The sequence below is a fragment of the Saccharibacillus kuerlensis DSM 22868 genome (assembly GCF_000378145.1).
In the GTDB taxonomy this organism is placed as follows: Bacteria; Bacillota; Bacilli; order Paenibacillales; family Paenibacillaceae; genus Saccharibacillus; species Saccharibacillus kuerlensis.
Genome location: NZ_KB899281.1, coordinates 94,722 through 118,688, shown reverse-complemented (window position 1 = coordinate 118,688; position 23,967 = coordinate 94,722). Strand labels below are relative to the sequence as shown.

Below are 23,967 nucleotides of genomic sequence, written 5' to 3'. Positions count from 1 at the left end.
CATGTAGAATTATGTTAGCTCTCTTAAATCTTTGAAAACTGTACCGATATAAGAAAGGTAGAGAGAAAAATTTGAGAGGCAGGAAATTAAACATGACTCAACCCTACAGTATTCAAACCAATCAGGCGGCAAAAAAAGTAGAGATGAAGGTCGGCGGTACTTTCACTCCGCAGGATTATCAAAACTTCGTACGCGATTACGGCAAAATGGCATCTTCGATCGACGCGCCAGCTTTCACACTGGAAGTGGACTGCCGAGAAATGGATCTGCTTGCAAGCGAAGAAGTCGATAAACTGAAAGGTTCATTTGCCAGCTATAAAGAAACAGGCTTCCAAAAAGTGATCTTTGTTATCAATACAAAACAGACAATTATCAAAATGCAGTTGGGACGCGTTGCACGTGATGCAGGCTTAAGCAATCATGAAATCGTAACCAAGTAATTCCGCCCTATCCGGCGGTCTCGTGTTCAACTACATTCTGGCACAGCTCTGTCCAATCCGGCAGAGCTGTGTCCTTGTTTTGAGATATCTCTTATTTCACAAATTTCACAAATCAAAAGGAGAAAACCGTATGAGCCGTATTCGCATTGCTTCTGTAGACATCTATCATCCCGCAAACGCTGTCGGCAACGAATTTTATTTGGATCATTTCGACCGAAAAAATAACGACATTCGTAGATTTCTGGAACATATGGGACGGAAGTCTCGTTATGTCATCAATAATGAAGAAGAGAATGGGCTGACAATGGCCATCGAAGCAGCAAAAAATGTTCTGTCCAAATCAGGACTTCAAGGGTCAGACATCGATATGATCGTCTTTTCAACCCAAGTCCCTGAAACGACTTTCCCGGTCAATGCCCTGTATGTTCATGCTGCGATCGGTGCCCGCTCCCACACGATGGTACTGGATTCCAATGCCAACTGTGCCGGTATGGTGGTTGCCGTCGATCATGCCAGTCGATATATGCTGACAAGTCCCCATATTCGCCGTGCACTGATTGTTGGTTCTGATTACAATACGCTGGTGAGCGACCCGGAAAGTGCAGTCACCTATGCCAATTATGGCGATGCGGCGGCAGCAGTCATTTTGGAGCGTACCGAGGAAGAGTGTGGATTCATCGACTCCATTTACTATACGGACCCTGTGAACCGCGATTTTATTCGCTACCCAGCCGAAGGATTGACCAAAACGATTAAGCATGGTTCTGAGGCCAAAGGCATTCTCTGGCTGCCGTTTGAAGCCCATGCTGCAATGCCGCCGACATTCGAGATGTTTGAAACACTGCTTGGACGTCACGGCTTGACACCGCAGGATATCTCTACATACTGCCTATCGCAGTTCTCACTCGAAAACGTGCTGAAGATCCAACGTCAATTCGGGTTGAATGACGAGCAGATGATCTATGTCGGCGATCGATTCGGCTACACCGGTACGAGCAGTCCATTTATCGCACTGTATGAAGCCGTTGAGACGGGACGCGTCAAGCGAGGAGATCATATTCTATTCTGGTCGATCGGCTCGGGATTCCAATTGGTTGCCATGTTGTTTCAATATTAGAACATTAATTTTAGAAAATAAATAAATTGAAAAGACCGAGCTTCGCATGATGGAGATGCGAAGCCCGGTCTTTTTATATATAACGATTATTCAAACATTTAGGATACAGAAAACAGGATCAACGGCCGCCCATGAACGAAGAGATATCTACGTTCAGGCCCTGCGCAAGGCGCATCCCGTATTCGCGGTCAGCACGTACAAAGTTGCAGATTGCACGCAGCTTGATGTCTTCGCTGACGCCGCTCAGGTCGTTTACGATATTTGCAATCAGGTTATCACGCTGTTCAGCTGTATACGAACGGTACTGTGCTCCCGCTTGTGCGAAATCGTCCGTTTTCTCGATCTTCTGACGCGTTACACGGCCTTCGAGCGGTGCTTCGGAATCGCGGTAAGCTGGATCTTCTACTGGGCTTTCTTCATAACCGTTTGGTTCGTAATTTACTTTCGGCAGATCGGTGCGCATATTCATGGCTCCATCCTGCTGATGATTGCGAACCGGAGCATAAGGGCAGTTAATCGGAAGCTGCGTATAATTCGCACCCAGGCGGTAGCGCTGCGTATCCGGGTACGAGAATAGACGTCCCTGCAGCAGCTTGTCTTCCGAAGGCTCGATTCCCGGTACCAATGCGCTTGGAGAGAACGCGGACTGCTCGACTTCAGCAAAGAAGTTCTGCGGATTGCGATTCAATGTCATGGTTCCCACGGTATGGAACGGGAACTGCTCCTCCGGCCATACTTTGGTCGGATCAAGCGGATCGAATTCATAATCGTCAATGTTTTCCGGGTGAATGAACTGTACTTTCAATGTCCATTCCGGGAAATTGCCTTCTTCAATCCGATCGAACAAGTCGCGTGTCGCATGGCCGAAGTCTTCGCCTTGAACCTGGCGTGCTTCGTCCGTTGTCAGCGTACGTACTCCCTGCTTGGACTCCCATTTATATTTAACGTACACCACTTTGCCTTCTGCATTTACCCATTTGAAAGCATGTACGCTGAAGCCGTCCAGTTCCCGATAATTCGCCGGTGTGCCGTGATCGGAGAACAGCCAAGTCATCATATGCGTCGATTCCGGCGTGCGCGTCATGAAATCCCAATAACGGCTCGGCTCCTGCCGATTCGACTGTGGATCAGGTTTGAGCGAGTGTACCATATCCGGGAATTTGATTGCATCACGGATGAAGAACACCGGAAGGTGATTGCCTACGATATCGTAGTTGCCTTCTTGTGTATAAAATTTCACTGCAAAGCCGCGAGGATCGCGAGCTGTCTCCGGTGATCCAGTACCATGAATTACAGTCGAGAAGCGAACGAATACCGGTGTTTCAAGTCCAGCTTCCTGGAGAAACGCCGCACGGGTATATTTCGACATACTGTGCTCTGTCTTAAATACGCCGTGCGCTCCAGCTCCCCGTGCATGTACAACACGTTCCGGAATACGTTCACGGTCGAAATGGGCAATCTTCTCAAGCAAATGGTAATCTTCCAGCAGCGCAGGGCCGCGTCGTCCAGCCGTTCTGGAATTCTGATTATCGCCTACCGGAGCTCCCTGGTTAGTCGTCAGTCTAGAATCAGTCATAAATGATCTTCCTTTCCTGATTGAAGGTTCGTTTTTTAGAATTGGTTTTAGACCTTTTCTAAATCCATGTCTAAATACTACCATCAACCAGGCAAGTAATCATGATTGCTGTATAAGTATTTGATGAAGATCGGATGAAGACGAGCTGCGAAAATGATAAGTATGCCGCCTTCTACTTTTAATCCGCCAGTCGATATCCCACTCCCCGAACGGTTGCGACGTACAAGGGCTGCCCAGCACTATCGCCCAACTTTTTGCGCAAACTTTTGACATGCACATCCACTACGTTGCTGCCTCCAAAATACTGGGTGCCCCAAATCTTGTTCAACATATCTTCGCGTGTACGTACAGCACCTTGTCCTTTAATCAGTTGAAGCAGCAGTTCGTACTCCGTCTTAGTCAAGTCAATTCGTTCTCCGCTACGATATACCGTCATTCTGCGGCGATCGATACGGAGATCTTTGAAGATCAGCTGATCGCGAACAGCATCCTCATCGGCTGGCGCTGCAGAATCGAAGCCGCGCGAAGCTCCGGTGCGCAGAATGCGGCGAACATGATGCAGCCCCTCCTGTGGACGGGCAGGCCAAACCAGCAGTTCTTCGTGGCCGCCGAACGCGCTTCCGGTATCCAGCATCCGCTCGTCAATCAGGAAGAGTGTCGGTATCGCCGCGTGAACAGGATGCATATTTTCTCGGAAGGCTCCGACCGGATCTTCAGCTTGTGAACCGCTCACGTCGAAGATCAGCAGATCCGCTTGAAGTGCCCCTGCTTCGGAGTGCTCCCAGCGATGAAAAACCAACACATCAAAACAGGCTTCCATCAGTGTGCGCATCAGTTCGTGCATCCGTCCGGGAAACGGACTAACAATAATGATACGTCTTGTCATCTCACAGACTTCAGGCATCGGAGTCTGCATCTCCATAATCATCATTTTTTCCGCTTGCTTCTGCATTCCGCGCACACTCCTTCCAATACGACATGAGCCTCGTGCACCTCATATCCCGTTTCTTCAGCTACCTGGGTCATCCATTCTTCCGGCACAGGTGCCATAACTTCATCGACTCGTCCGCATATTTCGCATACGATGTGCTGATGGTCGTCTATTCGTGCATCGTAGCGGCTGGCCGTCTCTCCAAGTTTAAGTTCGCGAATCATTTCTTTGTCGGTCAAATAACGAAGCGAGTTATATACGGTACCGTAAGCGAAGCTGTGTCCTCGTTCCACCAGCCGATTCATCACGTCCGCTGCTGTTGGATGATCTACCGATTCACAGACTACGTCGTACACGGCTTGACGTTGAGTCGTTAGATTAATTGTTTTCATATTATCATTCCTCATTTTAAGTTTGATTTTCATTCTCATAGATTTCAATTTAGAATAAGTATAAATCTATTTCCTTCAAGAATCAAGTCGTTAGCTAAATTGGAGTGCGCAAAAAAGCGGCCGTCCTTAAAGGACGACCGCCGCTCAGCGGGCTTAACGAACGTAATGCTGTACGTTCTGCCGCTATTCACTTGAATAACTGAGAAACCTCTTACCGTTCGCCAGGCCTAACTGCTCTCCCAGCACTCTTTCCAAAAACCGCACGATTCCGCTCGACGTAATCGATTCTCATGGATGAATCGTTCGTTCATTGCTTGCTTGTATGATATGCTTCTTACGACCGCCAGATCGTATAAGCTCTATGGCGAAACCGTCTCGTTAAAATTGATGAGCTGTCACTCTACGGTGAAAGGCTTCGTTCTCTGAAATCTAAAACAACGAAAGCCCTACCTCTCTTCCATCCTTGCGGCTCCGATGACCGCGCCAGTGCGATTCGGATCTTCAAAGCGTATGCTGCATATGCATAATTGATATTCAAGTGTCCACATATCGTTTATTATAGACTAATTTCCTGATAAAGTCAATCAAAAAAACCTATCATTTAGCTAGCATCATTGGCCGATAAAGATAATAGGCTTATGTCCAAAAGGACCCCCGAGTGGGCAGCCAAAAAGGAGGAAATCAATATGGATATCGCAGGACTTTCTACAGCAATGAGTCAGGTCGCCCTCGTTCAGCAGGCTTCGCTTCAAGTGATGAACGTCTCGATGGATCAGGCCAAGCAGCAGGGAGATCAGATGGCCAAAATGCTTGAGACAAGTGTAACTCCTCATCTTGGCAGTTCGATCGACATTCGCGCGTAATGCGCAGTCAGCAGGGCTTGAAGACCCGGATACAGCATTAAGCTGTATCCGGGTCTTTTTGTATAACTTGGAAAATCACTATGCTATAATCGTTATACTTGATAACTACCATTCGTCATAGGAGGCCCATTTGCTGAACGAACAACAAATTCAAGAAATCGAGACTCTGCAGCGCATCTGTGAACAGGCCGACCATATTTCGCTTAAGCTGAATGGCGATATGCTCAAAATGGATACGCGGCAGGAAGGCATGGATTATTTTCACTACGAAAACGAAAATTTGGTCGGTTTTCTCGGGCTTTACGGCTTCGGTGGACAGTTTGAAGTCTGCGGCATGGTACATCCCGACTGCCGAAGACAGGGTATTTTCACCAAGCTTTGGAACGAAGCATTATCCTCTGGCAGATTGGATTCCACCCCTACTATTCTGCTGAATGCGCCGAAAGCTTCCTTAACTGCGCCCGAATGGCTGAAGAAAGTCCGATGCCGCTACGCTTTTTCGGAACATGAGATGGCTTGGCACGCCGATGTGGCGGTCAAAAAAGCTGCTGCCGATCACTCACACGCCCTTCCATTGGTCTCCCACCGGGCGTATAAACCGTTGGATAGGAATGCTGTGCTGCATTTGTGCGCAGACGGTTTCGATATGAGCGCAGAAGACATGGATGACATGTTAAATGAAGAAAGCCGCAGCGTTAATCGCAGCCGCAGCATGATCCTGCTTGACGATCAAACGGTCGGAACATTTGTCATGGATTATGATATTCCGGATCAGGCTTGGATATTCGGGCTTGTCATCGATGCTTCCTTTCGAGGTCGAGGTATCGGTCGGAACATTCTGAACAAAATTATCTCCCGGGAGAACGATAGGGGACGCCGTCCGTATATCAGTGTGGAGACACAGAATGAAAATGCTCTGTATCTATATGAAAGCTGCGGCTTCCGTTCTTACGCTGTACAGGATTACTATGAGCTGAACAAGTGAAAAGATACCGGTGTGCCATCTGCAATTGACGCATCACAATCAAAAGCCCTGTCCGGCCGCGAAAGTGCAGCTTGGACAAGGCTTTTTTGCAGTTGTACTTCATAATCGTCCCTTCAGACAGCACGGAAGCAGTTCGGTGAAAATCAGCAGACCCGAAATCCGGTTTCCCCTTCAGGCTCTTGCCGGCAGCTCCTGTATGTACAAGGTTCTTGTTTGTAATCCGTCTCCATGCTGCCATAAGCCAAGCGCAGATAATCGAGCGATTTTTCATACGGTATACCCTTTAGATCAAGCTCTATACGCTCTCCGCTCAGTACCTTATAAATTTCTATCGTTTCCGGATCGGATCCGAATGCCTCTCTGCAAAACACTCGTGCGGCATGCCGATATCCGTCCAGGACTTCTGGGTCATAATCGACAACAAACTTTTGAAGATGCAGTCCTGTAAGGTTTTCGTTCTGCCAGACTGCTTGAAACACCATCGACAGGTCGATACCCAGATCGGTAACCTCTGTCTCGAACTGTTCATAGAGCATAACGGGACGCTGCCCTTCATAACCGTTGGATGCAAAAAAGGAAGCCAAATGATCCGTTACCCGATCTTTCAATTCCCAGTAACTTTTCTCCGAATCAAAATAAGAAATTTTGCGCGGCCAGCGATAATCAACCAATTCTGCAGTATCAGCTTGACTTCGAAATTCCGGCTGTATCGAATAAAACCGGTTGACTGCATGTCCGACCGCGTACTGCACACGCTGTGTCCAATGGTAATCTTCTCTTGTTCCGCGATTGGACCTGATTTCTCTCTGCGGATATCGTCCCGAAGCCAGCCAGCTTTCAAGCCGATAGTCCTTCAGCAGCCGAAGTTCACCGCTGTTTTGCGAAGGAGATTCTCTGACATCCCTCATACACTAACCGCACTCCCAGCAAAATGTTTGCCAAACGAGCGGCACGCTTCACGTTCGTCGCCCGAAGGATTCAATTCCAGCTTCAAAGGTTCCAACACCATCTCCGCCCCGCGTTCCACCAGCTTTTCCTGCAGCAGGTCGACCGCTTTGGCAAACTGCTCGTATACGGTATCGCCGCTGCCGAACACGGCCGCTTTTTTCCCCGACAGATCCAGCTCATCCATTTCGTCATAAAAATCCAGAAATTCATCCGGAAGTTCGCCGTCTCCCCAGGTATAAGCACCCAAAATAATACCGTCATAATCCATAAGAATATCCGCATTGCAATCCTCGGCCATCTTTACGGTTAACTCGCCGCCTGCCTCTTCAATACCACTTGTAATCAGTTCCGACATTTCTTCTGTATTTCCGGTCATACTGGCATATATTAAGATGAGTTTGCTCATGATTGATCCTCCAAAATTTATTGTATGTGAACCAGCATTTCTGTGTAACGGCTCTTTAATATGCAACATCATAAATGATAATGATTATCAATGTCAAATACTTTTGAAATTCTGGCTTTTTACCCCCTCCTCAGGTACAATAATACTCTGGGAATGATGCGTTTCTCGGCGAGCAACAACGACAAGATAAGGGTGGTTTAAACAATATGTATATGGCTGATCTTTGGAAAGATTATGAATTGATTGATACCGGTGCAGGCGACAAGCTGGAACGTTGGGGCGATGTCGTGCTGCGGCGTCCGGACCCGCAAATTATTTGGCCAATCGCGGATGAGAGCGGACCATGGCGGGAAACCGCAGGTCATTATCATCGCAGTTCGTCGGGCGGCGGAAGCTGGACTTGGAAAAAACAGCTGCCGGATCGCTGGACGATCTCTTATGACGATAAGCTTAAATTTTATATCAAACCAACCAGCTTCAAGCATACAGGACTCTTCCCGGAACAAGCCGCCAACTGGAGCTGGATGATGGACAAAATCCAGAATGCCGGACGTCCGATTCAAGTACTCAATCTGTTTGCCTATACGGGCGGCGCAACGGTTGCTGCGGCTTACGCCGGTGCCAGCGTCGTACATGTCGATGCGGCAAAAGGTATGGTTCAATGGGCAAAGGAAAATATTCAGCTCTCGGGGTTGAGTGACCGTCCCGTGCGCTTCATCACGGACGACGTGTTCAAGTTCGTACAGCGCGAACAGCGCCGCGGCAACAAGTACGATGCAATCATCATGGACCCTCCTTCTTACGGACGCGGACCTAACGGCGAAACATGGAAGCTGGAATCCAGTCTTTATCCGTTCCTCGAATCATGCATGCAGATTCTGTCGGATAATCCGCTGTTCATGCTGATCAACTCTTATACGACCGGCATTTCTCCGACTGTGCTGTCCAATATGCTCGAAATGACGATGAAACCGCGTTACGGCGGTCAAATCAGCGCAGGCGAAATCGGTCTTCCGATCAGCCGTTCCGGATTGACGCTGCCATGCGGCATCCTCGGACGCTGGGAGTCGAACTGATGAACGGACTGTCCGGCATTCCGGTGCTGCTGGAAGATAATCATCTTCTCGGTGTCGTTAAGCCCGTCAATATACCGGTACAGGAAGACGCAAGCGGCGACGCAGACATGCTCACGCTGCTCAAGAACGATTTGAAGATCCGACATGATAAACCCGGCAATGTCTTTCTTGGTCTTGTTCATCGTCTGGATCGTCCTGTCGGTGGAGCCATGATTTTTGCCAAGACATCCAAAGCGGCGTCACGCCTATCCGACTCGGTGCGCACGCATTCGATTCGCAAAACGTATGCAGCCGTAACAAACGGCGTGCCTCGAGAGCGCGAAGGCAGGCTGGTGCATTACCTTTTAAAAAACGAGCGCAGCAACACCGTTACCTCTGTACCTAAAGGTACCCCAGGCGCCAAAGAAGCCATTTTGGACTATACGGTGCTTGCGGACGACGGTAAAAGGGCTCTTGTCCGCGTTGAGCTGCATACCGGTCGTTCGCATCAGATTCGTGTGCAGATGAGTACGATCGGCTGTCCTCTGTTCGGCGATCAGAAATACGGCGCGTCATTGACGAAGCCCGGCGAGCAGATCGCGCTGTGGTCGGTACGTCTGCGTTTCCCGCATCCGGTAAGCAAGGAATCAACGCTGTTGATTTCACTGCCGCCAGATACGGCTCCTTGGAGCCAGTGGCCGGACAATGTCTACAAGCTGCTCCAAAATGAACTGGAACATGGCGAATAGACAGCAGTCCGATAGATGGCAGATAACAGATGAACAGCTCTATACAATAAGATAAAACGACAAAACGAAATGATCAAACGATATGAAACGATCAAAATAAAAAGGCCTTTCGAAGCTGTAAGTCCAGCTTTCGAAAGGCCTTTTTTCTATTCAGTCTGCTTTCTATTCAGTCTGCTTTCTATTCAGTCTGCAATCGGTCATTACATTTAACTTCTCACTGACTTCTTTATAATCCGAATTTTCAAACTGTGGATTCCCGCTCGAACGAAGGAAGCAGATCAACGATTGTATCCGGTTTGTCGACCGCAACAAGTGCTTTGCCGATATGCTTACGCTCGGTCAATGACGCCTTACTCGCCGGAAACTCAATCTTGTTTCCATTGGAGAGTACTGCGGTTGCAGGCAGGCTTTCCCGTGTATTGTAAGCACCGACCAAACGGCTGCCGTTCGGTTTCACCCGCTTGCCTTCCTTGAATTCAAATGTCGCAATTCCCTTGCCTCCGCGGCTTTGGGATGGATATTCAAGCAGCATTGAGCGTTTCGCATATCCAAGATCGCTGACAACCAGCACCTCTCCGTCGTCGCCGGTGACAAACAATGCTGCCGTCACTTCATCGCCTTCTTTGAGCTGAATTCCGCGTACCCCCGCGGATACTCGGCCCATCGCGGACACTTCCTGTTCACCAAAACGGATACTCATACCTTCTGCCGTTACCAACAGCAGGTCTTTATCTCCATCGCTGAGGGTAACCTGCAGCACTTCATCTCCGTCACCGAGCTTGCAGGCGGCAACTCCTCCGCTTCGCTTGGTTGCATACTCGCGCAGTGCAGTTCGTTTGACCTGTCCTTTACGGGTAACGAATACGAGCGACTGCTCTGATTCTTCCAATTCTTTAACCGGAATGATGGAGACAATCCGCTCTTCCCGATCAAGCGGAATCACGTTAACGATCGCAGTGCCATTATCCTTCCATTTGAACTCCGGAATCTGATGTACTGGCAGCAGATAGAACTGTCCACGCTGAGTAAACACAAGCAGCCGATCAAGCGTACTTACATCAAGCAGTTGACGAATATAATCGTCTTCCCGCGCACCGGAAGCATTACGGTCGCTGCCTGAACGGGTGAACGAAGGCATACCTGTACGTTTGATATATCCTTCTTGCGACAGAGAGACGATTACGTCTTCCTGCGGAATCATAACTTCCAGATTAAGCTTAATTTCTTCAACCTCGCTTTGCAGCTCGGAACGACGGTCGATTCCGTATTTATCGCGTATTTCCGTTAATTCTTTACGGATTACATTGTTCAACTTGCGAGCGCTGGACAATATGCCTTCCAGTACTGCGATCCGTTTCTCAAGCTCCGCATGTTCCTTCTCAAGCTGGTTAATCTCGAGGTTGGTCAAGCGGTACAGTTGGAGTGTCAGGATCGAATCAGCTTGACGCTCGGTGAATCCGAACATCCACTGCAAATTGTTCTGCGCGTCTTGTCGGTTCTTCGAAGCGCGAATGGCTGCAACCACTTCGTCCAAAATATTCAGCGCTTTGACGAGACCTTCCAATACGTGAGAGCGATCTTTGGCTTTTTCCAACTCATGCGAAGTCCGCTTGGTGATGACTTCGCGTTGGTGAGCGATATAAGCTTCCAGAATAGCTTTGACTCCAAGCTGCTGCGGCGCTTTGTTAACAATTGCTACCATATTGAAGTTATAGCTGACCTGAAGATCGGTTTTCTTCAACAGATACGCCAATATTCCGTTTGCATCCGCATCTTTTTTCAATTCAACAACGATACGCATGCCTTCGCGTCCGCTTTCGTCACGAACTTCGGCGATTCCTTCGACCTTTTTTTCCAGCCGAATGTTTTCCATCGCTGTTACAAGCCTTGATTTGACGACTTGATAAGGAATTTGAGTAACTACGATCTGCTGCTTGCCTCCGCGCAAACTTTCAATTTCTGTCCGTGAACGCACTTGAATCTTGCCGCGTCCGGTCGAGTAAGCTTCACGAATGCCGGCTTCGCCCATTACAATGCCGCCTGTCGGGAAGTCCGGTCCTTTAATATGCTGCATAATGCCGTCCAGATCAATCTCAGGGTCTTCCATGACTGCAATACAGGCATCGATCACTTCCCGCAGATTATGCGTTGGAATTTCCGTTGCAAAACCTGCCGAAATCCCGCTGACACCGTTTACCAGCAGGTTCGGATAGCGGGCCGGCAGTACGACCGGTTCTTTGGCCGTATTGTCAAAATTGTCTTTGAACTGGACAGTTCGCTTGTCGATATCACGCAGAATTTCCATCGCTATCGTCGATAAACGCGCTTCCGTATAACGCATTGCTGCCGCTGGATCGTCATCAATCGAACCCCAGTTTCCGTGTCCGTCAACGAGGGTGTGCGCCATTTTCCAAGGCTGTGCCATTCGCACCATACCTTCATAGATCGAAGAGTCACCGTGCGGGTGGTAGTTACCCATAACATCTCCGACCGTTTTGGCCGATTTGCGATAGCCTTTTTCCGGAGTGTTGCCCGATTCGTACATGGCGTACAAAATCCGGCGTTGAACCGGCTTAAGCCCGTCTCGAACATCGGGAATAGCCCGGTCCTGGATGATATATTTGGAATACCGGCCGAAGCGGTCGCCGACCACTTCTTCGAGAAAAGCCGGTTTGAATTGTTCTTCCGGTATGCTCATTGGTTCAAAATCCCCTTCTGTCGCTTATTCTTCGACTTCGGTAAAGTCCACATTTTCTACGATCCAACGCTTGCGCGGATCGACCTTGTCCCCCATCAATGTGGATACACGACGCTCCGCCTTCGCCGCATCTTCAACCTGCACCCTTAACAGTGTTCGGGTTGTCGGATCCATCGTCGTCTCCCAAAGCTGATCCGGGTTCATCTCGCCAAGACCTTTGTAACGCTGCAGTTCGAAGCTTTTACCGCCCTTGGTCAGCTTCTCCAACTCTTCGTCACTCCATGCATAAACGACCTCGTTCTTGCGGGACCCTTTACGTGTGATCTTAAAGAGCGGCGGCTGGGCAATGTAAACTCTTCCCTGATCGATCATCGGTTTCATGTACCGGTAGAAGAAGGTCAAAAGCAGCACCTGAATATGCGCGCCGTCGGTATCTGCGTCGGTCATAATCACGATCTTAGAAAAGTTGCTGTCTTCAATCGCAAATTCCGGACCGATACCGGCGCCGATCGCCGAGACGATTGCACGATACTCCTCATTCTTCAGAATCTCAGCCAGCTTGGCCTTCTCCGGATTCAATGGCTTGCCCTTCAGCGGAAGGATTGCCTGAATTTTGGAATCGCGTCCTTGTTTGGCTGAACCGCCTGCAGAGTCGCCTTCGACAATAAACAGCTCGGTTTTAGTAAAGTCTTTGGACTGTGCCGGCGTCAATTTACCGCCCAGATTCGAACTTTCGCTGCGCTTCTTGCCTGTACGCATCTCGTCGCGCGCTTTGCGTGCCGCTTCGCGTGCTTTTGACGCTTGAACGGCTTTGCGAATCAGTACCTGCGCAACCTGGGGATTCTCTTCCAAAAACCGTGCTGTTTTCTCCGATACAACAGAATCGACCGCACCGCGTGCCGAAGCACTGCCCAGCTGATCTTTGGTCTGGCCGACGAATTCAACATCGCCCATCTTGACGCTGATTACGGCCATCATGCCTTCGCGCAGGTCTCCGCCTTCAAGGTTCTTGTCTTTCTCTTTCAATACGCCCGTCTTGCGTGCATACTCGTTCAATACTCTTGTATAAGCCGTTTTAAAGCCGGTTTCGTGCGTACCGCCGCCGCGTGTCGGGATCGAGTTCACGAATGAAGCAATCGTCTCCGTGTAACCGGCGTTGTACTGGAAAGCGACCTCTACTTCAATCTCATCTTTCTCAGCATAGAAGCGAATAACTTCATGAAGAACTTCCTTGCCTTCGTTCAAAAATTCAACAAACTGCTTGGCTCCGCCTTCGTAATAGAATTCGTCGGAAGTGTCGGTGCGCAGATCGGTCAGTACGATTCGAAGTCCCGAGTTCAGAAACGCGATCTCCTGCAGCCGCTCGGCCAGTGTATTGTAATTCAATGAGATACCGGCCTTGAACACGCGAATATCCGGCTTGAACGTAACCTTCGTGCCGGTCTGTCGCGTATTGCCCAGCACTTCGAGACCTGTTACCGGTTGTCCGACATGCTCGGTACCCTTCTTGTCGACCCGATATTCGAAGCGCTGACGATGAATTTTGCCATCGCGATAAATTTCGACTTCCAGCCATTCCGACAGCGCATTGGTTACGGATGCCCCAACACCGTGCAGACCCCCGGATTTCTTGTATCCGCCGCCGCCAAATTTGCCGCCCGCGTGCAGAACCGTATAGACGACCTGCGGTGTCGGCACGCCGCTCTTGTGCATACCGGTCGGAATTCCGCGTCCGTTGTCTCGCACAGTCGCAGATCCATCTTTGTTTAAAGTTACTTCGATCCGATCGCAATGTTTCGCCAAGTGTTCGTCGACGGCATTATCGATAATCTCCCACACGAGATGGTGCAGGCCGGAGGAGCTGGTGCTCCCGATGTACATGCCCGGCCGTTTGCGGACGGCGACGAGGCCTTCGAGAACCTGAATGTCATCCGCATCATATCCTTGAACGACCTGAGGAGCCGTTGTCTGTTCCGTCGTATCGATCTGTTCGGCCATGATTTCTCCCTCTTTCTCTCTTGCTCGCTTTTTGCCTCCGGACCATTATTGTACCGAAATGCAAACAAGTGTTTTCATTTTCCTCTTTTTATTCTAAGTCAAAACGTCCCTTTTCGTAAAGACGGCAAACGAAATAATCACAGATACCGCTGCCCAAGCAGCCAATACCGCCAATGAAAAGCCCAGTGTCATGCCTTCTATCGGTGCCGGATTGCCGGCCAAATATTCGGTGAGTCCGAGATTGACCATAAACAAATATTTGGCGCTTGTCCAGGCCGAAGCCATATTTGTCAGGATCGAACCTGATATTAAGGCAGACATCATAACGACAATACTAGCCGCCGTGCTTCGGACGAGTACAGACACCATGAAAGCCAGCAGAGCCACCACAGTGCTCACAAACCAGACAAGTCCTGACTGCATCAACAAGTACTCCCATTGAGGCGTTGCATGGACATAACTGAGATCAACATCAGAACCGTTCAGAACGAATCCGGTGAAAATTGGGATAGTCCAACCCGAATAACCAAAAAATACGCCGGAGATCAGATAGCAGATCAGGTAAGCACTGGCGACGATCAGAGATACGAACATGAGCAGTGCAACCAGTTTGCTCAGCAGCACCTTCCATCTTCGGACAGGCCGGGTCAGCAGCATTTTTATCGTACCGCTCGCCCGCTCCGAGGATACAAGGTCCGAAGCGATTGTCATTGTCATCAGCGGAATAAATAGCGTTGCAGAATTGTTAATAAATTCACGCGTAAAAGTTACCCCGCCCGGTTCATTCGGATTCACATCGTTATCCAAATAGTACTGCATCTGCTGGATAAAGATCTGTCGATAAATTTTCCATTCCTGCGGTACCCTATCGCTGCTTAATGAATTTTGATTATCAATGATAGCCTGCTGCACTTCGAGACGCCAATCGCTCCCGTAGCTTTCCTGACGTTCAAGTGACTGCCGCATCTGCGCATAACTGAAAACCGGCACCATGACGGCGAGAATCAGCAAAATGATATAAAAGCGTTTTTTCTTTACAATTTTGACAACTTCATTCTGTACCATGGCCCAAAATCGCTTCACTCGATGCCTGCCCCCTCCGTCATTTTCAGGAAAAGCCGTTCCAGTGTCGGAGCTACACGGTCTACACCTCTCAAAGTGATTCCTTCACGAACCATATGCTCCAGCACTTCGGCTACCCGGTGCTCCGGGGTTTCCGTTACAATACTTCTTTCATTTAACAAAGCAGCCGCAGCATCTTCCAAAACGGATGAATCCACGGGATCCATGACAACGATATCCGTATATTTGCTCAGTAGGATCCGGGCTTTCTCCTTAGGATCAGCATCCCAGATAACCAACGCCTGGCCGGTACCCATAAGCTCGTCGACAGAGCCTACTGCAAGTTCTCGGCCGCTGCCGATAATAGCCACCCGATCGCAGAGAAGCTGAATTTCGCTCAATAAATGGCTGGATACGAACACCGCAAGTCCACTAGCGGCAAGCTCACGGATAAATGCGCGCATTTCTTTGATTCCCTTGGGATCAAGACCATTCGTAGGTTCGTCCAGAATCAGCAGTTTCGGCCGGGCCAGCAGCGCTTGCGCGATGCCTAGACGCTGACGCATACCAAGCGAGTAAGTACGTACTTTCTCATGAATTCTTCCACTCAAATGAACAAGTTCAGTCACTTCCCAAATGCGCTGTTCGTCCACTCCTTCCTGCATACGCGCAAAATGCATCAAGTTTTCCCATCCGGTCAGAAACGGGTACATTTCCGGATTCTCAACGATAGATCCTACATATTTCAAAGCTTCTTCCGGCTGCTTCTGCACGTTGAAACCGCAAATTTCCACACTGCCAGAGCTCGGCTTAATCAACCCTACCAGCATACGAATCGTTGTCGTTTTCCCTGCCCCGTTAGGTCCTAAAAAACCGAAAATTTCACCTTCACGCACGTCAAAACTTATGCTGTCAATAATTGTCCTGCGGCCGATTCGCTTGTTCAGATCCTGTACGTGCAGCACAGAGCCGCCGCTAGGCTGTTGCATTCCTATTTCCCCTTTCCGAATATCTTTTTTCTCTCTTTTGGCATTACTATTGTTTCGTTCCGCCCTATGCTGCTGTCACGTATTTCAATATATATGCTTCTATATTATTTCTATTGTGTGAGTTCATTGTTCATTTCTGTTTCATGGTTCGTTTTTTTTCATGGTTCGTTCCTGTTTCATTGACCTTTTCTTTACTGCAGCTTTTATAAGTATAGACCTTATACGCTTTATCGGCTCGCTAATTTACTCCAGCCCCTGTACGATCCGTTCAGCAATGCGTTCATATCCAATCGAATTTGGATGAAAATGATCGAATGACAAATAAGCCCCTGGATTGCGCTGAAATAAATCAAATGTAGGTGTCAGCGTCATATTTTCAGTTTCTGCAATCATTTCAGCCGCTCTTGCATTCCAATCCGTTATTCCTTGGTTGCCAGCCTCACGCAGTTCTTCGATATCTCCAAACGGGTTATATAATCCGATATAGACGATTCGTGCGGAAGGATTAATCGAACGCAGCATATTCAGGATCTCGCCTAGACGTTCAACTGCGCCCGGCAGAGCTTCATCAAAGGCTGCGGCTGAATCAGGAACTCCAGAACCCATCTGCAGCGCCTCTCCTCCCTGAAACAGGTCGTTGGCGCCGATCGACAGCAAGATAATATTCGCTTCCTTAAGTACATACTGTACGCCCGGCTCTTCAAGCTCATTCAGCAGCTGGCGGGTTGTCATGCCATTGATGCCCAAATTGTTCAGAAAACGTACTTCTTTATCATCTTTTTGATCGAGCAGCGCAGCTGTTCTCCGAGCGAATCCCTGTCCGGTTGTATCGCCCGTACCTTTTGCGAGAGAGTCGCCTACTGCAACAATCCGATAATTGCCATCTTCGAGCGAAGGTTCGCGGTTTGTTAACGGTGCGTTCGCCGAAGCTTCTGTATCTACAACATTAGGCCGCGGAAATATTAGCTCCTGTGCTCCATGGCCAAAGCCTACAGCCAACAGCAGTGTTGCTGCTCCCGACAGTAAAGCGGTCATTCTCCATATCCACTTCCAAGAATTCATGCTCATCCTCCTCAACCGGCGGACCGCCCTTTTCGCGCTTATCTTTTCTAATTTACCATAAGTGTTTGTGAAGCGATTTGCAAACGGTCCAATAAGAAATTCAAAGTTTTTTTCAGAAAATACTTGCCAACCTCTAAGTAACTATGATAAGATATTCCTTGTCGCCGGTAAGCACTGAATAAAAGTAACCGTGCGGCCGTTAGAAGAAATATGGGACATTAGCTCAATTGGCAGAGCATTCGACTCTTAATCGACAGGTTGTAGGTTCGATTCCTACATGTCCCATTCTTTTATATATGATGAAGAAACCCAACCTCCCGGGAGGTTGGGTTTCTTTTGTTAGCTTATTATTCAAACCTATTAGGATCATGCCTTCAACGTGTATTCCGGCTTTCAACTGCTTAGCCGATAAACATCTGCACCCAATATCCGTTGTAATAGCTAACCCCGATCGATTTAAAATTCGGATTCAAAATATTCTTTCGATGCCCTGGGCTGCTCATCCAGCTTTTCATTACACTTTCCGGTGAACGTTGTCCCATTGCAAGGTTCTCGCCAGCTGTACGATAAGAAATCTTTTGCAGCTTAAGCAAATTGAACGGCGATCCGTAAGTTGGAGAAGTGTGATTGAAGTAATTCTTTCTAGACATGTCTTTCGCTTTTAAGCTCGAAGCCCGCGAAGTTTTCGTGTTGATCGAAAGCGACTTCAGTCCAGCCTTGCGGCGTTCCAAGTTCACAAGATAGATAACTTTATTCGTAAACTGGGTTTTGTCGGTAGTTGTTTTCGCGTAAGCGGCTTGATAACTGATCTGGGCATTAGCCGATTCCGCCGGACCCGCTATATAAACGCCTCCGACCGCCAATGAAGCAGCCAAGGCAAAAGTTGCGACACGCTTAGTCAAACTTTTCGTTTTCTTAAATACCTGCATTTTATTCTCAAAAATTGTTTTCAATTCCGAAGTTCCTCCTCTTTCCTAACAAATGGATTAATTTTACATCGCCTAACACTCCTACCCACTCTACCACGTTTCCAGCTTTGAAACAAGAAAAGCCCCCTTTTTTGAAAAAAAATTATAAATTTATCCGTATTTATTGCAATCAAAAGGTTCTAAAATGGGTATATGCTCAAAACAACAAAAGGTCCCGCTCATAAGAAGCGGAACCAAAAATACTTTTATTTATAAGTCATTGAATCTGTAAGTCGTCCAATTCCAAAAGGCGGACCGCTTACTATCTAGAGGGATTTGATGAACTTGCAGCCGAATTTCTCAAAACCTGCACGCTGGTAAAAGTTGTGTGCGCCGAGACGGTCTTCCCGGTTGATTCCTGTTAGGAAGAGGAATTTGCTGCCGGACTCCAGAGCCCAATCTTCCGCCTGTCTCACGAGTTGTCGGCCGATCCCGCAGCCGCGGCAAGCTTCGTCAACGATCAGACCGGCGATTTGGACCATCTGTGCCTCCGAACCCCGTGCCGGGATCAGGCGCAGTGAAATCATACCGATTGCTCTGCCGTCCTGTTCCGCCAAATAAGTGCAATAATTCGGATTGTTTTCGCGGGCCTCCAACTGCTCCCGCATAACGCTTGGTGTCGTAGGATACGACAATTTACGCATCAGCTCTGTCAGGACTGCGGCATCGCCGCAGGTAGCCGTGCGAAGATCGGCCGTTTTTTCCAATACATTAGTTGTCATCCGAATACTCCTCTTTTAGCAGACCGACCGCCTCACGGGCGCGGTTCCGCGCAGTCTCCACATCTTCCGCTGCGCTAAGCGCAACGGCCATTCTGCGACCCGGTTTTGAATCGGGCTTGCCAAATATACGAACCTGGGTGCGCGGAACGCTCAAAGCTTCCGACAGACCTCCAACCGCGAAGCCTTCACTGTACCGGCTCGCTTTTAACGTCGCTGATGCACCTGCTGTCAGCAGTTCAATTCCGGTAATCGGCAGACCCAAAATCGCCCGAATGTGCAGAGCGAACTCTGACAAATCCTGCGTGGCCATCGTTACCATTCCGGTGTCGTGCGGACGAGGCGATACTTCGCTGAATACGACGCCGTCGTCTGTCAAGAACAATTCTACTCCGAACAGACCATACCCGCCCAGCTCGTCCGTAATCGTCTTGGCAATCCGCTTCGCTTCTTCAAGCTTGGCTGCATCCATCGGATGCGGCTGCCACGATTCTACGTAGTCACCATCTTTTTGAATATGGCCGATCGGCGGACAGAATAATGTCCCCGATACGCTTCTGACTGTCAGTAGCGTAATTTCACTTTCAAACGGCACAAAAGCTTCTACAATTACACGTGTACTGTTTTTCGCGCGCGCACCTTCCAATGCAAACTGCCAGCAGTGCTCCGCATCCTCCGGTTTCTTCAGCACGCTCTGTCCCTTGCCTGAAGAACTCATCAGAGGTTTGATTACGCAGGGCGCACCCAGTTCCGCAACGGCTGCCTTAAGTTCATCCAGCGTATCCGCAAAACGGTATTCCGCCGTCGGCAGTCCAAGCGTTTCTGCGGCCAGCCGGCGAATCCCTTCACGGTCCATTGTGAGTCTTGCGGCTGCAGCCGTCGGAATGACCTTGAATCCTTCGCTTTCCAGTCTTTGCAGCATGGGTGTTGCGATGGCTTCTATCTCCGGCACGATCAGATCCGGCTTTTCCATTAGAACAAGTTCCTTCAACGCTTCGGCGTCCAACATATCGATCACATAGCTCCGATGAGCAACCTGCATGGCTGGAGCGTTATTGTAACGATCCACTGCAATACATTCCACTCCGAGCCGCTGCGCTTCGATAACGACTTCTTTGCCCAGTTCACCGCTGCCGAGAAGCATAACTTTCTTCGCGCTCGCGGATAATGGAGCCCCCCACATCGTTGACCAACTCCTACGCCTTTTTGGTTTGTCTCTTTCTATTTTGTGTGCTCGCCAGCCGAATTGCAAGCCCGATTATATAAATTTTTATGAATAATTGACGAAAACCCGCGAAAAAAGTCGCAGGTTTTCCGGTAAATATGACTTACGGTCTTCTCCATACTTTTAGAGCACTCAAATTTTATAAATATCGGAATTGAGCTTCTACAAGACCGTTGTAAATCCCGCCATGTCGGATAAGCTCTTTATGTGTTCCCTGTTCCTTGATTTCGCCGTGATCAAGCACGATAATCTTGTCGGCGTGTCGAATAGTCGAGAGGCGATGCGCTACAATGAAAGATGTTCTTCCCTGAAGCAGGACTTTAAGCGCTTCTTGAATTCTGAGCTCGGTCTCCGTATCGATGCTTGCCGTCGCTTCATCCAGAATCAAGATTCGAGGGTCGGCAAGCAGTGCCCGGGCAAAGGAGAGCAGCTGACGCTGGCCCATCGAAAGCGCACTGCCGCGTTCTTCGACCTCCGTATCGTAACCGGCAGGCAGCGACATGATGAAGTCGTGTGCCTTGACCGCTTCAGCTACTTTTTCAATTTCCTCGTCGGTTGCATCAAGACGCCCAAAGCGGATATTGTCCCGGATCGTACCCGAGAAAATGAACGTATCCTGCAGTACGATGCTAATCTGTGCACGCAAACTTTCTACCTTGACGTCGCGCACATCGATACCGTCAATTTTCACCGTCCCCTGAGTGACGTCATAGAAGCGGCTCAGCAGATTAATAATCGTCGATTTACCGGAACCTGTATGGCCGACCAGAGCGATCGACTGCCCTGCTTTCGCCTCAATGTCGATGCCTTTAAGCGCTTGGCGTCCCGGTTCGTACTCGAAGACAACCTTTTCCAGATTGACGTCGCCCTTGATCTTCGGCAGCGGCTTGGCATCCGGTTTATCGTCGATACTTGGCTTCTCATCGAGGAACTCGAAGATCCGCTCCGAGGAAGCCATTGCGACAAGCAGTTGGTTATACATCTGTCCCAAGCGGTTAATCGGATCCCAGAAGTTGCCGACGTAGTTCGCGAATGTAACGAGCAGGCCGATTGTAACTTCTCCCTCTTGAATCAGATACGCACCATACCAGAACAGAATCATTGAACCGACGCCGCCCGTAATTTCGATCAGCGGTCCGAAAGACTGATTCATCGTCGAAGCGCGGTCCCAAGATTTGCGGCTTTCCGTATTCATTCCGTCAAAAAATTTCATGTTTTCTTGTTCCTGCGTGTAAGCTTGGGTCACTCGGATTCCCTGAATCGCTTCGTTCAAGTGCGAATTGATGCGGGAATTTTTCATTCGTACATCCTGCCACGCTATTCGGATCTTCTGCCGCAGCTTGGTCGAAATAAAGAACATAATCGGCACCGTAATCATGACCGCCAGACCGAGCTTCCAGTTGATCAGCAGCAGAATGACCATGATACCAGCCAACTGAACGCAGTCGATCAATACATTGACCGCACCGTTTGTAAACAGATCCTGCAGCGAATTGACATCGTTCGTTACCCGCACCAATACGGAACCTGCAGGTCTTTTATCGAAAAAGTTAAACGACAGCTTCTGGATATGCGCAAACAGCGAAGAGCGTATATCGTAAATGACCCGCTGTCCGATAATATTCGTATACTTGATCCGGAATACGTTGGCTGCCCACTGCACCACGTACAGCCCCAATACGGACGCCGTTACAATATAGAGAAGCGGGAGATTGCTCTGTCTGATCGCCTGATCGATTGCCAATACGCCGGTCAGATAAGGAACTGCCAGTTTGGTAACTGTGCCGAGAATTGTCATCAGAATGATGAGCGGCAGAAACTGTTTGGCGTAAGGCTTCATATAACCGAACAGCCGGGCAAATTGTTTCCAGTTAAATGCTTTATCGATGTCATCGTCGTCTTTGTAGACAAACCGTTCATTTTCGGGATTTTGCTGCGGCTGCTTGTTAAGCTCCGTTTTCAACTTTTCGGTATGGGTACTCACAGGACCGCTCCCCCTTCGCTGCCTTCATTCTCCATTCGGGCGATATGATCGGCATATTGAATACGATACACGTCGTGATAAGGGCCCGGTTTTCGAATCAGCTCATTATGCGTGCCTCGTTGAACGATTCGTCCTTCGTCGAGCACCAGAATTTCATCGGCGTGACGCAGCGAAGAGATCCGATGCGCGATAATAAACGTGGTACGTCCTTTCATGACTTCTTGGAATCCGGCTTGAATCTCCTGCTCGGTCTCCATGTCAACCGCGCTGGTCGCATCATCCAGGATCAGTATTTTCGGATTTTTGAGCAGCGCCCGTGCAATCGCGATCCGCTGCTTCTGTCCACCCGAGAGTCCCATACCGCGCTCCCCTACAATGGTATCGTAGCCCTGTTTCATTTCCATGATGAAATCATGCGCTTTAGCGAGCTTGGCGGCGCGGATGATATCGTCCATCGAGACGTTGTTCATGCCATAAGCGATGTTTCCCTTAACCGTTGAAGAAAACAGGAACGTCTCCTGGAATACAGCTGCAATCTGACTGCGCAGATCCATGACCCGAATATCCCGAATATCCATTCCATCGAACTTGATCGATCCTTCCGTCACGTCATAAGCGCGCATGAGCAGCTGAATGATCGTTGATTTCCCTGTACCTGTTCCGCCCAGAAGACCGATGACTTTACCCGGAGGCGCATCCAGATTGATTTCATGTACAGCTCGCAGTTGGTTGCCGTAAGCAAAGCTGACATTTTCAAACGTCACATGCCCGCGTATCCGTTCGTCGTCGAGCTTTATGGCTCCTTCCTTGTCGCGGACGTCGATCGGTTGATTCAAAATTTGTAGAACTCGTTCGCCGGACGCTTCGGACTGTGTGTAGTTATTGATATGGAAGCCGGCACCCCACATCGGTCCAATGATATACCAAATCAGACTGAAAAAGGCGACCAATTCCCCGATTGTCAGACTGCCCCGAATGACCATCGTGCCGCCGACGCCAATCAACAGCACCGCACAGGCGGAAGCCAGCAGTTCCATGACCGGGAAGTAACGGCTCCAGAGCCCCGAGGCATGCAGCTGATTATCTCTGTAGCGGTCGTTGCGCAGCGAGAACTTGTTTACTTCGTGCGGTTCACGGGCAAAAGCTTTAACCGTGCGAACGCCAGTGACATTTTCCTGCACCGCCGTCGTCAAGGAGCTGAGTGCCAGGCGCATTTCCTGAAATGCCGGATGAATACGCGATTCGAACCGCAGCGCTACATAGAGCAGCACCGGAATAGTGACCAGGGTAAACAGTGTCAGCTGCCAATTGATCGACAGCATCATCGCTGCACCAAAGCCTACCATCAGAAACAGGTTAAGAATCTGAGCGAAGCCGAACCCGATAAACAGACGAATAGCCTCCAGATCGCCTGTAAGGCGGGCCATCAGATCGCCTGTTTTGGCCGTATCGTAGTAGCGGAATGATAGAAACTGCAGCTTCTCGTAACAAGCGTTGCGTAAACGGTAAGCCAGGTGGTTACCAAGACGAGCGCCGAAGAAGCCGTGCAGGAACTGCATGCACGCTTTGAGCGTTACAACGCCGACCACGGCAAGGGCCAATTTCGGTACGGCTTCAAAATCGCGGGGCAAAATCACATCGTCGATCAGCACTTGGAGCAGTTTGGGGTATACCAACCCCAGAGCAGTGGCGATTGCCAGAAAAAGAATCGAAGCGAACATATACGCTTTCTTCTCCCAGTAATAGTCCTGCAGTCGCCTGAGAACGTTCATGTCTTTCCTCCTCGTTTGTCGGGGTTAC

General features: G+C 49.2%; 21 protein-coding genes and 1 tRNA gene. 7 read left to right on the top strand and 15 right to left on the bottom strand.

Annotation, left to right across the window (positions count from 1 at the left end; genetic code table 11):
• Nucleotides 1-92: 92 nt before the first annotated feature.
• Entirely contained in the window at nucleotides 93-440 is a 348-nt protein-coding gene (locus tag F456_RS0108000; RefSeq protein ID WP_018976491.1) for a hypothetical protein, read from the top strand.
• A gap of 130 nt (nucleotides 441-570) precedes the next feature.
• A complete protein-coding gene (locus tag F456_RS0107995) occupies nucleotides 571-1,557 on the top strand; it encodes a 3-oxoacyl-[acyl-carrier-protein] synthase III C-terminal domain-containing protein (protein ID WP_018976490.1) in 987 nt (328 codons plus the stop codon).
• A gap of 118 nt (nucleotides 1,558-1,675) precedes the next feature.
• Here the strand turns inward: F456_RS0107995 and F456_RS0107990 are convergent, their stop codons facing one another.
• From F456_RS0107990 to F456_RS0107980, 3 genes are all read right to left on the bottom strand, one after another.
• Nucleotides 1,676-3,133, bottom strand: a complete 1,458-nt coding sequence (locus F456_RS0107990) for a catalase (protein WP_018976489.1) — start codon at nucleotides 3,131-3,133, stop codon at nucleotides 1,676-1,678.
• A gap of 178 nt (nucleotides 3,134-3,311) precedes the next feature.
• Complete coding sequence (locus F456_RS0107985; protein ID WP_018976488.1) at nucleotides 3,312-4,085, bottom strand: response regulator transcription factor; 774 nt, start codon at nucleotides 4,083-4,085, stop codon at nucleotides 3,312-3,314.
• Complete coding sequence (locus F456_RS0107980; protein WP_018976487.1) at nucleotides 4,061-4,456, bottom strand: Fur family transcriptional regulator; 396 nt, start codon at nucleotides 4,454-4,456, stop codon at nucleotides 4,061-4,063. Before F456_RS0107980 ends, F456_RS0107985 begins: the two co-directional genes overlap by 25 nt.
• A 686-nt stretch (nucleotides 4,457-5,142) precedes the next feature.
• On the opposite strand from F456_RS0107980, the gene F456_RS23955 reads away from it, so the two are divergent.
• Together F456_RS23955 and F456_RS0107970 are read left to right on the top strand one after the other, a co-directional pair.
• The gene (locus tag F456_RS23955; protein WP_018976486.1) at nucleotides 5,143-5,319 is read left to right on the top strand and encodes a YjfB family protein; all 177 of its coding nucleotides are present in this window, start codon (nucleotides 5,143-5,145) and stop codon (nucleotides 5,317-5,319) included.
• A 130-nt stretch (nucleotides 5,320-5,449) separates the two neighbouring features.
• Nucleotides 5,450-6,304, top strand: a complete 855-nt coding sequence (locus tag F456_RS0107970) for a GNAT family N-acetyltransferase (RefSeq protein WP_018976485.1) — start codon at nucleotides 5,450-5,452, stop codon at nucleotides 6,302-6,304.
• A gap of 143 nt (nucleotides 6,305-6,447) precedes the next feature.
• Here the strand turns inward: F456_RS0107970 and F456_RS22085 are convergent, their stop codons facing one another.
• Together F456_RS22085 and F456_RS0107960 are read right to left on the bottom strand one after the other, a co-directional pair.
• Entirely contained in the window at nucleotides 6,448-7,212 is a 765-nt protein-coding gene (locus F456_RS22085; protein WP_018976484.1) for a hypothetical protein, read from the bottom strand.
• On the bottom strand, nucleotides 7,209-7,658 hold the full coding sequence (locus F456_RS0107960; protein WP_018976483.1) for a flavodoxin: 450 nt from the start codon (nucleotides 7,656-7,658) through the stop codon (nucleotides 7,209-7,211). The genes F456_RS22085 and F456_RS0107960 overlap by 4 nt, the downstream gene beginning before the upstream one ends.
• Before the next feature lie 206 nt (nucleotides 7,659-7,864).
• On the opposite strand from F456_RS0107960, the gene F456_RS0107955 reads away from it, so the two are divergent.
• A complete protein-coding gene (locus tag F456_RS0107955; protein ID WP_018976482.1) occupies nucleotides 7,865-8,734 on the top strand; it encodes a class I SAM-dependent methyltransferase in 870 nt (289 codons plus the stop codon).
• Nucleotides 8,701-9,462: an RluA family pseudouridine synthase gene (locus F456_RS0107950; protein WP_157060032.1), complete on the top strand. Its 762-nt coding sequence runs from the start codon at nucleotides 8,701-8,703 to the stop codon at nucleotides 9,460-9,462. The genes F456_RS0107955 and F456_RS0107950 overlap by 34 nt, the downstream gene beginning before the upstream one ends.
• A 241-nt stretch (nucleotides 9,463-9,703) precedes the next feature.
• On the opposite strand, the gene gyrA is transcribed toward F456_RS0107950, so the two are convergent.
• From gyrA to F456_RS0107925, 5 genes are all read right to left on the bottom strand, one after another.
• Complete coding sequence (gene gyrA, locus F456_RS0107945) at nucleotides 9,704-12,160, bottom strand: DNA gyrase subunit A (protein ID WP_018976480.1); 2,457 nt, start codon at nucleotides 12,158-12,160, stop codon at nucleotides 9,704-9,706.
• Nucleotides 12,161-12,184: 24 nt separating this feature from the next.
• Nucleotides 12,185-14,158 carry a DNA topoisomerase IV subunit B gene (gene parE / locus F456_RS0107940; protein ID WP_018976479.1) on the bottom strand — a complete coding sequence of 658 codons (1,974 nt, stop codon included), beginning with the start codon at nucleotides 14,156-14,158 and terminating at the stop codon, nucleotides 12,185-12,187.
• 93 nt (nucleotides 14,159-14,251) lie between these two features.
• Entirely contained in the window at nucleotides 14,252-15,223 is a 972-nt protein-coding gene (locus tag F456_RS0107935; protein WP_040925068.1) for an ABC transporter permease, read from the bottom strand.
• Between the two features lie 14 nt (nucleotides 15,224-15,237).
• On the bottom strand, nucleotides 15,238-16,209 hold the full coding sequence (locus tag F456_RS0107930) for an ABC transporter ATP-binding protein (RefSeq protein WP_018976477.1): 972 nt from the start codon (nucleotides 16,207-16,209) through the stop codon (nucleotides 15,238-15,240).
• 243 nt (nucleotides 16,210-16,452) lie between these two features.
• Nucleotides 16,453-17,271 (bottom strand): GDSL-type esterase/lipase family protein, encoded by an 819-nt coding sequence (locus F456_RS0107925; RefSeq protein WP_018976476.1) that lies wholly within the window; start codon nucleotides 17,269-17,271, stop codon nucleotides 16,453-16,455.
• A gap of 212 nt (nucleotides 17,272-17,483) precedes the next feature.
• Here F456_RS0107925 and F456_RS0107920 point away from each other — a divergent pair.
• A tRNA-Lys gene (locus F456_RS0107920) sits at nucleotides 17,484-17,556 on the top strand.
• Between the two features lie 116 nt (nucleotides 17,557-17,672).
• Here F456_RS0107920 and F456_RS25125 read toward each other — a convergent pair.
• From F456_RS25125 to F456_RS0107895, 5 genes are all read right to left on the bottom strand, one after another.
• On the bottom strand, nucleotides 17,673-18,224 hold the full coding sequence (locus F456_RS25125; protein ID WP_018976475.1) for a CAP domain-containing protein: 552 nt from the start codon (nucleotides 18,222-18,224) through the stop codon (nucleotides 17,673-17,675).
• Nucleotides 18,225-18,505: 281 nt separating this feature from the next.
• The gene (locus tag F456_RS0107910; protein WP_018976474.1) at nucleotides 18,506-18,961 is read right to left on the bottom strand and encodes a GNAT family N-acetyltransferase; all 456 of its coding nucleotides are present in this window, start codon (nucleotides 18,959-18,961) and stop codon (nucleotides 18,506-18,508) included.
• Nucleotides 18,951-20,141 carry a formate-dependent phosphoribosylglycinamide formyltransferase gene (gene purT, locus F456_RS0107905; protein ID WP_018976473.1) on the bottom strand — a complete coding sequence of 397 codons (1,191 nt, stop codon included), beginning with the start codon at nucleotides 20,139-20,141 and terminating at the stop codon, nucleotides 18,951-18,953. Before purT ends, F456_RS0107910 begins: the two co-directional genes overlap by 11 nt.
• Nucleotides 20,142-20,322: 181 nt before the next feature.
• The gene (locus F456_RS0107900) at nucleotides 20,323-22,146 is read right to left on the bottom strand and encodes an ABC transporter ATP-binding protein (protein WP_026293738.1); all 1,824 of its coding nucleotides are present in this window, start codon (nucleotides 22,144-22,146) and stop codon (nucleotides 20,323-20,325) included.
• A gap of 17 nt (nucleotides 22,147-22,163) precedes the next feature.
• Nucleotides 22,164-23,939 (bottom strand): ABC transporter ATP-binding protein, encoded by a 1,776-nt coding sequence (locus F456_RS0107895; RefSeq protein WP_018976471.1) that lies wholly within the window; start codon nucleotides 23,937-23,939, stop codon nucleotides 22,164-22,166.
• Nucleotides 23,940-23,967 lie beyond the last annotated feature (28 nt).

What these genes read in the sequence shown, in the direction of transcription:
- F456_RS0107980 (WP_018976487.1), bottom strand. Translation starts at nt 4,456, where the DNA reads ATGAAAACAATTAATCTAACGACTCAACGTCAAGCCGTGTACGACGTA.
- F456_RS0107935 (WP_040925068.1), bottom strand. Translation starts at nt 15,223, where the DNA reads ATGGTACAGAATGAAGTTGTCAAAATTGTAAAGAAAAAACGCTTTTAT.
- F456_RS0107925 (WP_018976476.1), bottom strand. Translation starts at nt 17,271, where the DNA reads ATGAATTCTTGGAAGTGGATATGGAGAATGACCGCTTTACTGTCGGGA.
- F456_RS0107955 (WP_018976482.1), top strand. Translation starts at nt 7,865, where the DNA reads ATGTATATGGCTGATCTTTGGAAAGATTATGAATTGATTGATACCGGT.
- F456_RS0107930 (WP_018976477.1), bottom strand. Translation starts at nt 16,209, where the DNA reads ATGCAACAGCCTAGCGGCGGCTCTGTGCTGCACGTACAGGATCTGAAC.
- parE (WP_018976479.1), bottom strand. Translation starts at nt 14,158, where the DNA reads ATGGCCGAACAGATCGATACGACGGAACAGACAACGGCTCCTCAGGTC.
- F456_RS0107910 (WP_018976474.1), bottom strand. Translation starts at nt 18,961, where the DNA reads ATGACAACTAATGTATTGGAAAAAACGGCCGATCTTCGCACGGCTACC.
- F456_RS0107950 (WP_157060032.1), top strand. Translation starts at nt 8,701, where the DNA reads ATGCGGCATCCTCGGACGCTGGGAGTCGAACTGATGAACGGACTGTCC.
- F456_RS0108000 (WP_018976491.1), top strand. Translation starts at nt 93, where the DNA reads ATGACTCAACCCTACAGTATTCAAACCAATCAGGCGGCAAAAAAAGTA.
- F456_RS22085 (WP_018976484.1), bottom strand. Translation starts at nt 7,212, where the DNA reads ATGAGGGATGTCAGAGAATCTCCTTCGCAAAACAGCGGTGAACTTCGG.
- purT (WP_018976473.1), bottom strand. Translation starts at nt 20,141, where the DNA reads ATGTGGGGGGCTCCATTATCCGCGAGCGCGAAGAAAGTTATGCTTCTC.
- F456_RS0107985 (WP_018976488.1), bottom strand. Translation starts at nt 4,085, where the DNA reads ATGCAGAAGCAAGCGGAAAAAATGATGATTATGGAGATGCAGACTCCG.
- F456_RS0107960 (WP_018976483.1), bottom strand. Translation starts at nt 7,658, where the DNA reads ATGAGCAAACTCATCTTAATATATGCCAGTATGACCGGAAATACAGAA.
- F456_RS0107995 (WP_018976490.1), top strand. Translation starts at nt 571, where the DNA reads ATGAGCCGTATTCGCATTGCTTCTGTAGACATCTATCATCCCGCAAAC.
- F456_RS23955 (WP_018976486.1), top strand. Translation starts at nt 5,143, where the DNA reads ATGGATATCGCAGGACTTTCTACAGCAATGAGTCAGGTCGCCCTCGTT.
- gyrA (WP_018976480.1), bottom strand. Translation starts at nt 12,160, where the DNA reads ATGAGCATACCGGAAGAACAATTCAAACCGGCTTTTCTCGAAGAAGTG.
- F456_RS0107895 (WP_018976471.1), bottom strand. Translation starts at nt 23,939, where the DNA reads ATGAACGTTCTCAGGCGACTGCAGGACTATTACTGGGAGAAGAAAGCG.
- F456_RS0107990 (WP_018976489.1), bottom strand. Translation starts at nt 3,133, where the DNA reads ATGACTGATTCTAGACTGACGACTAACCAGGGAGCTCCGGTAGGCGAT.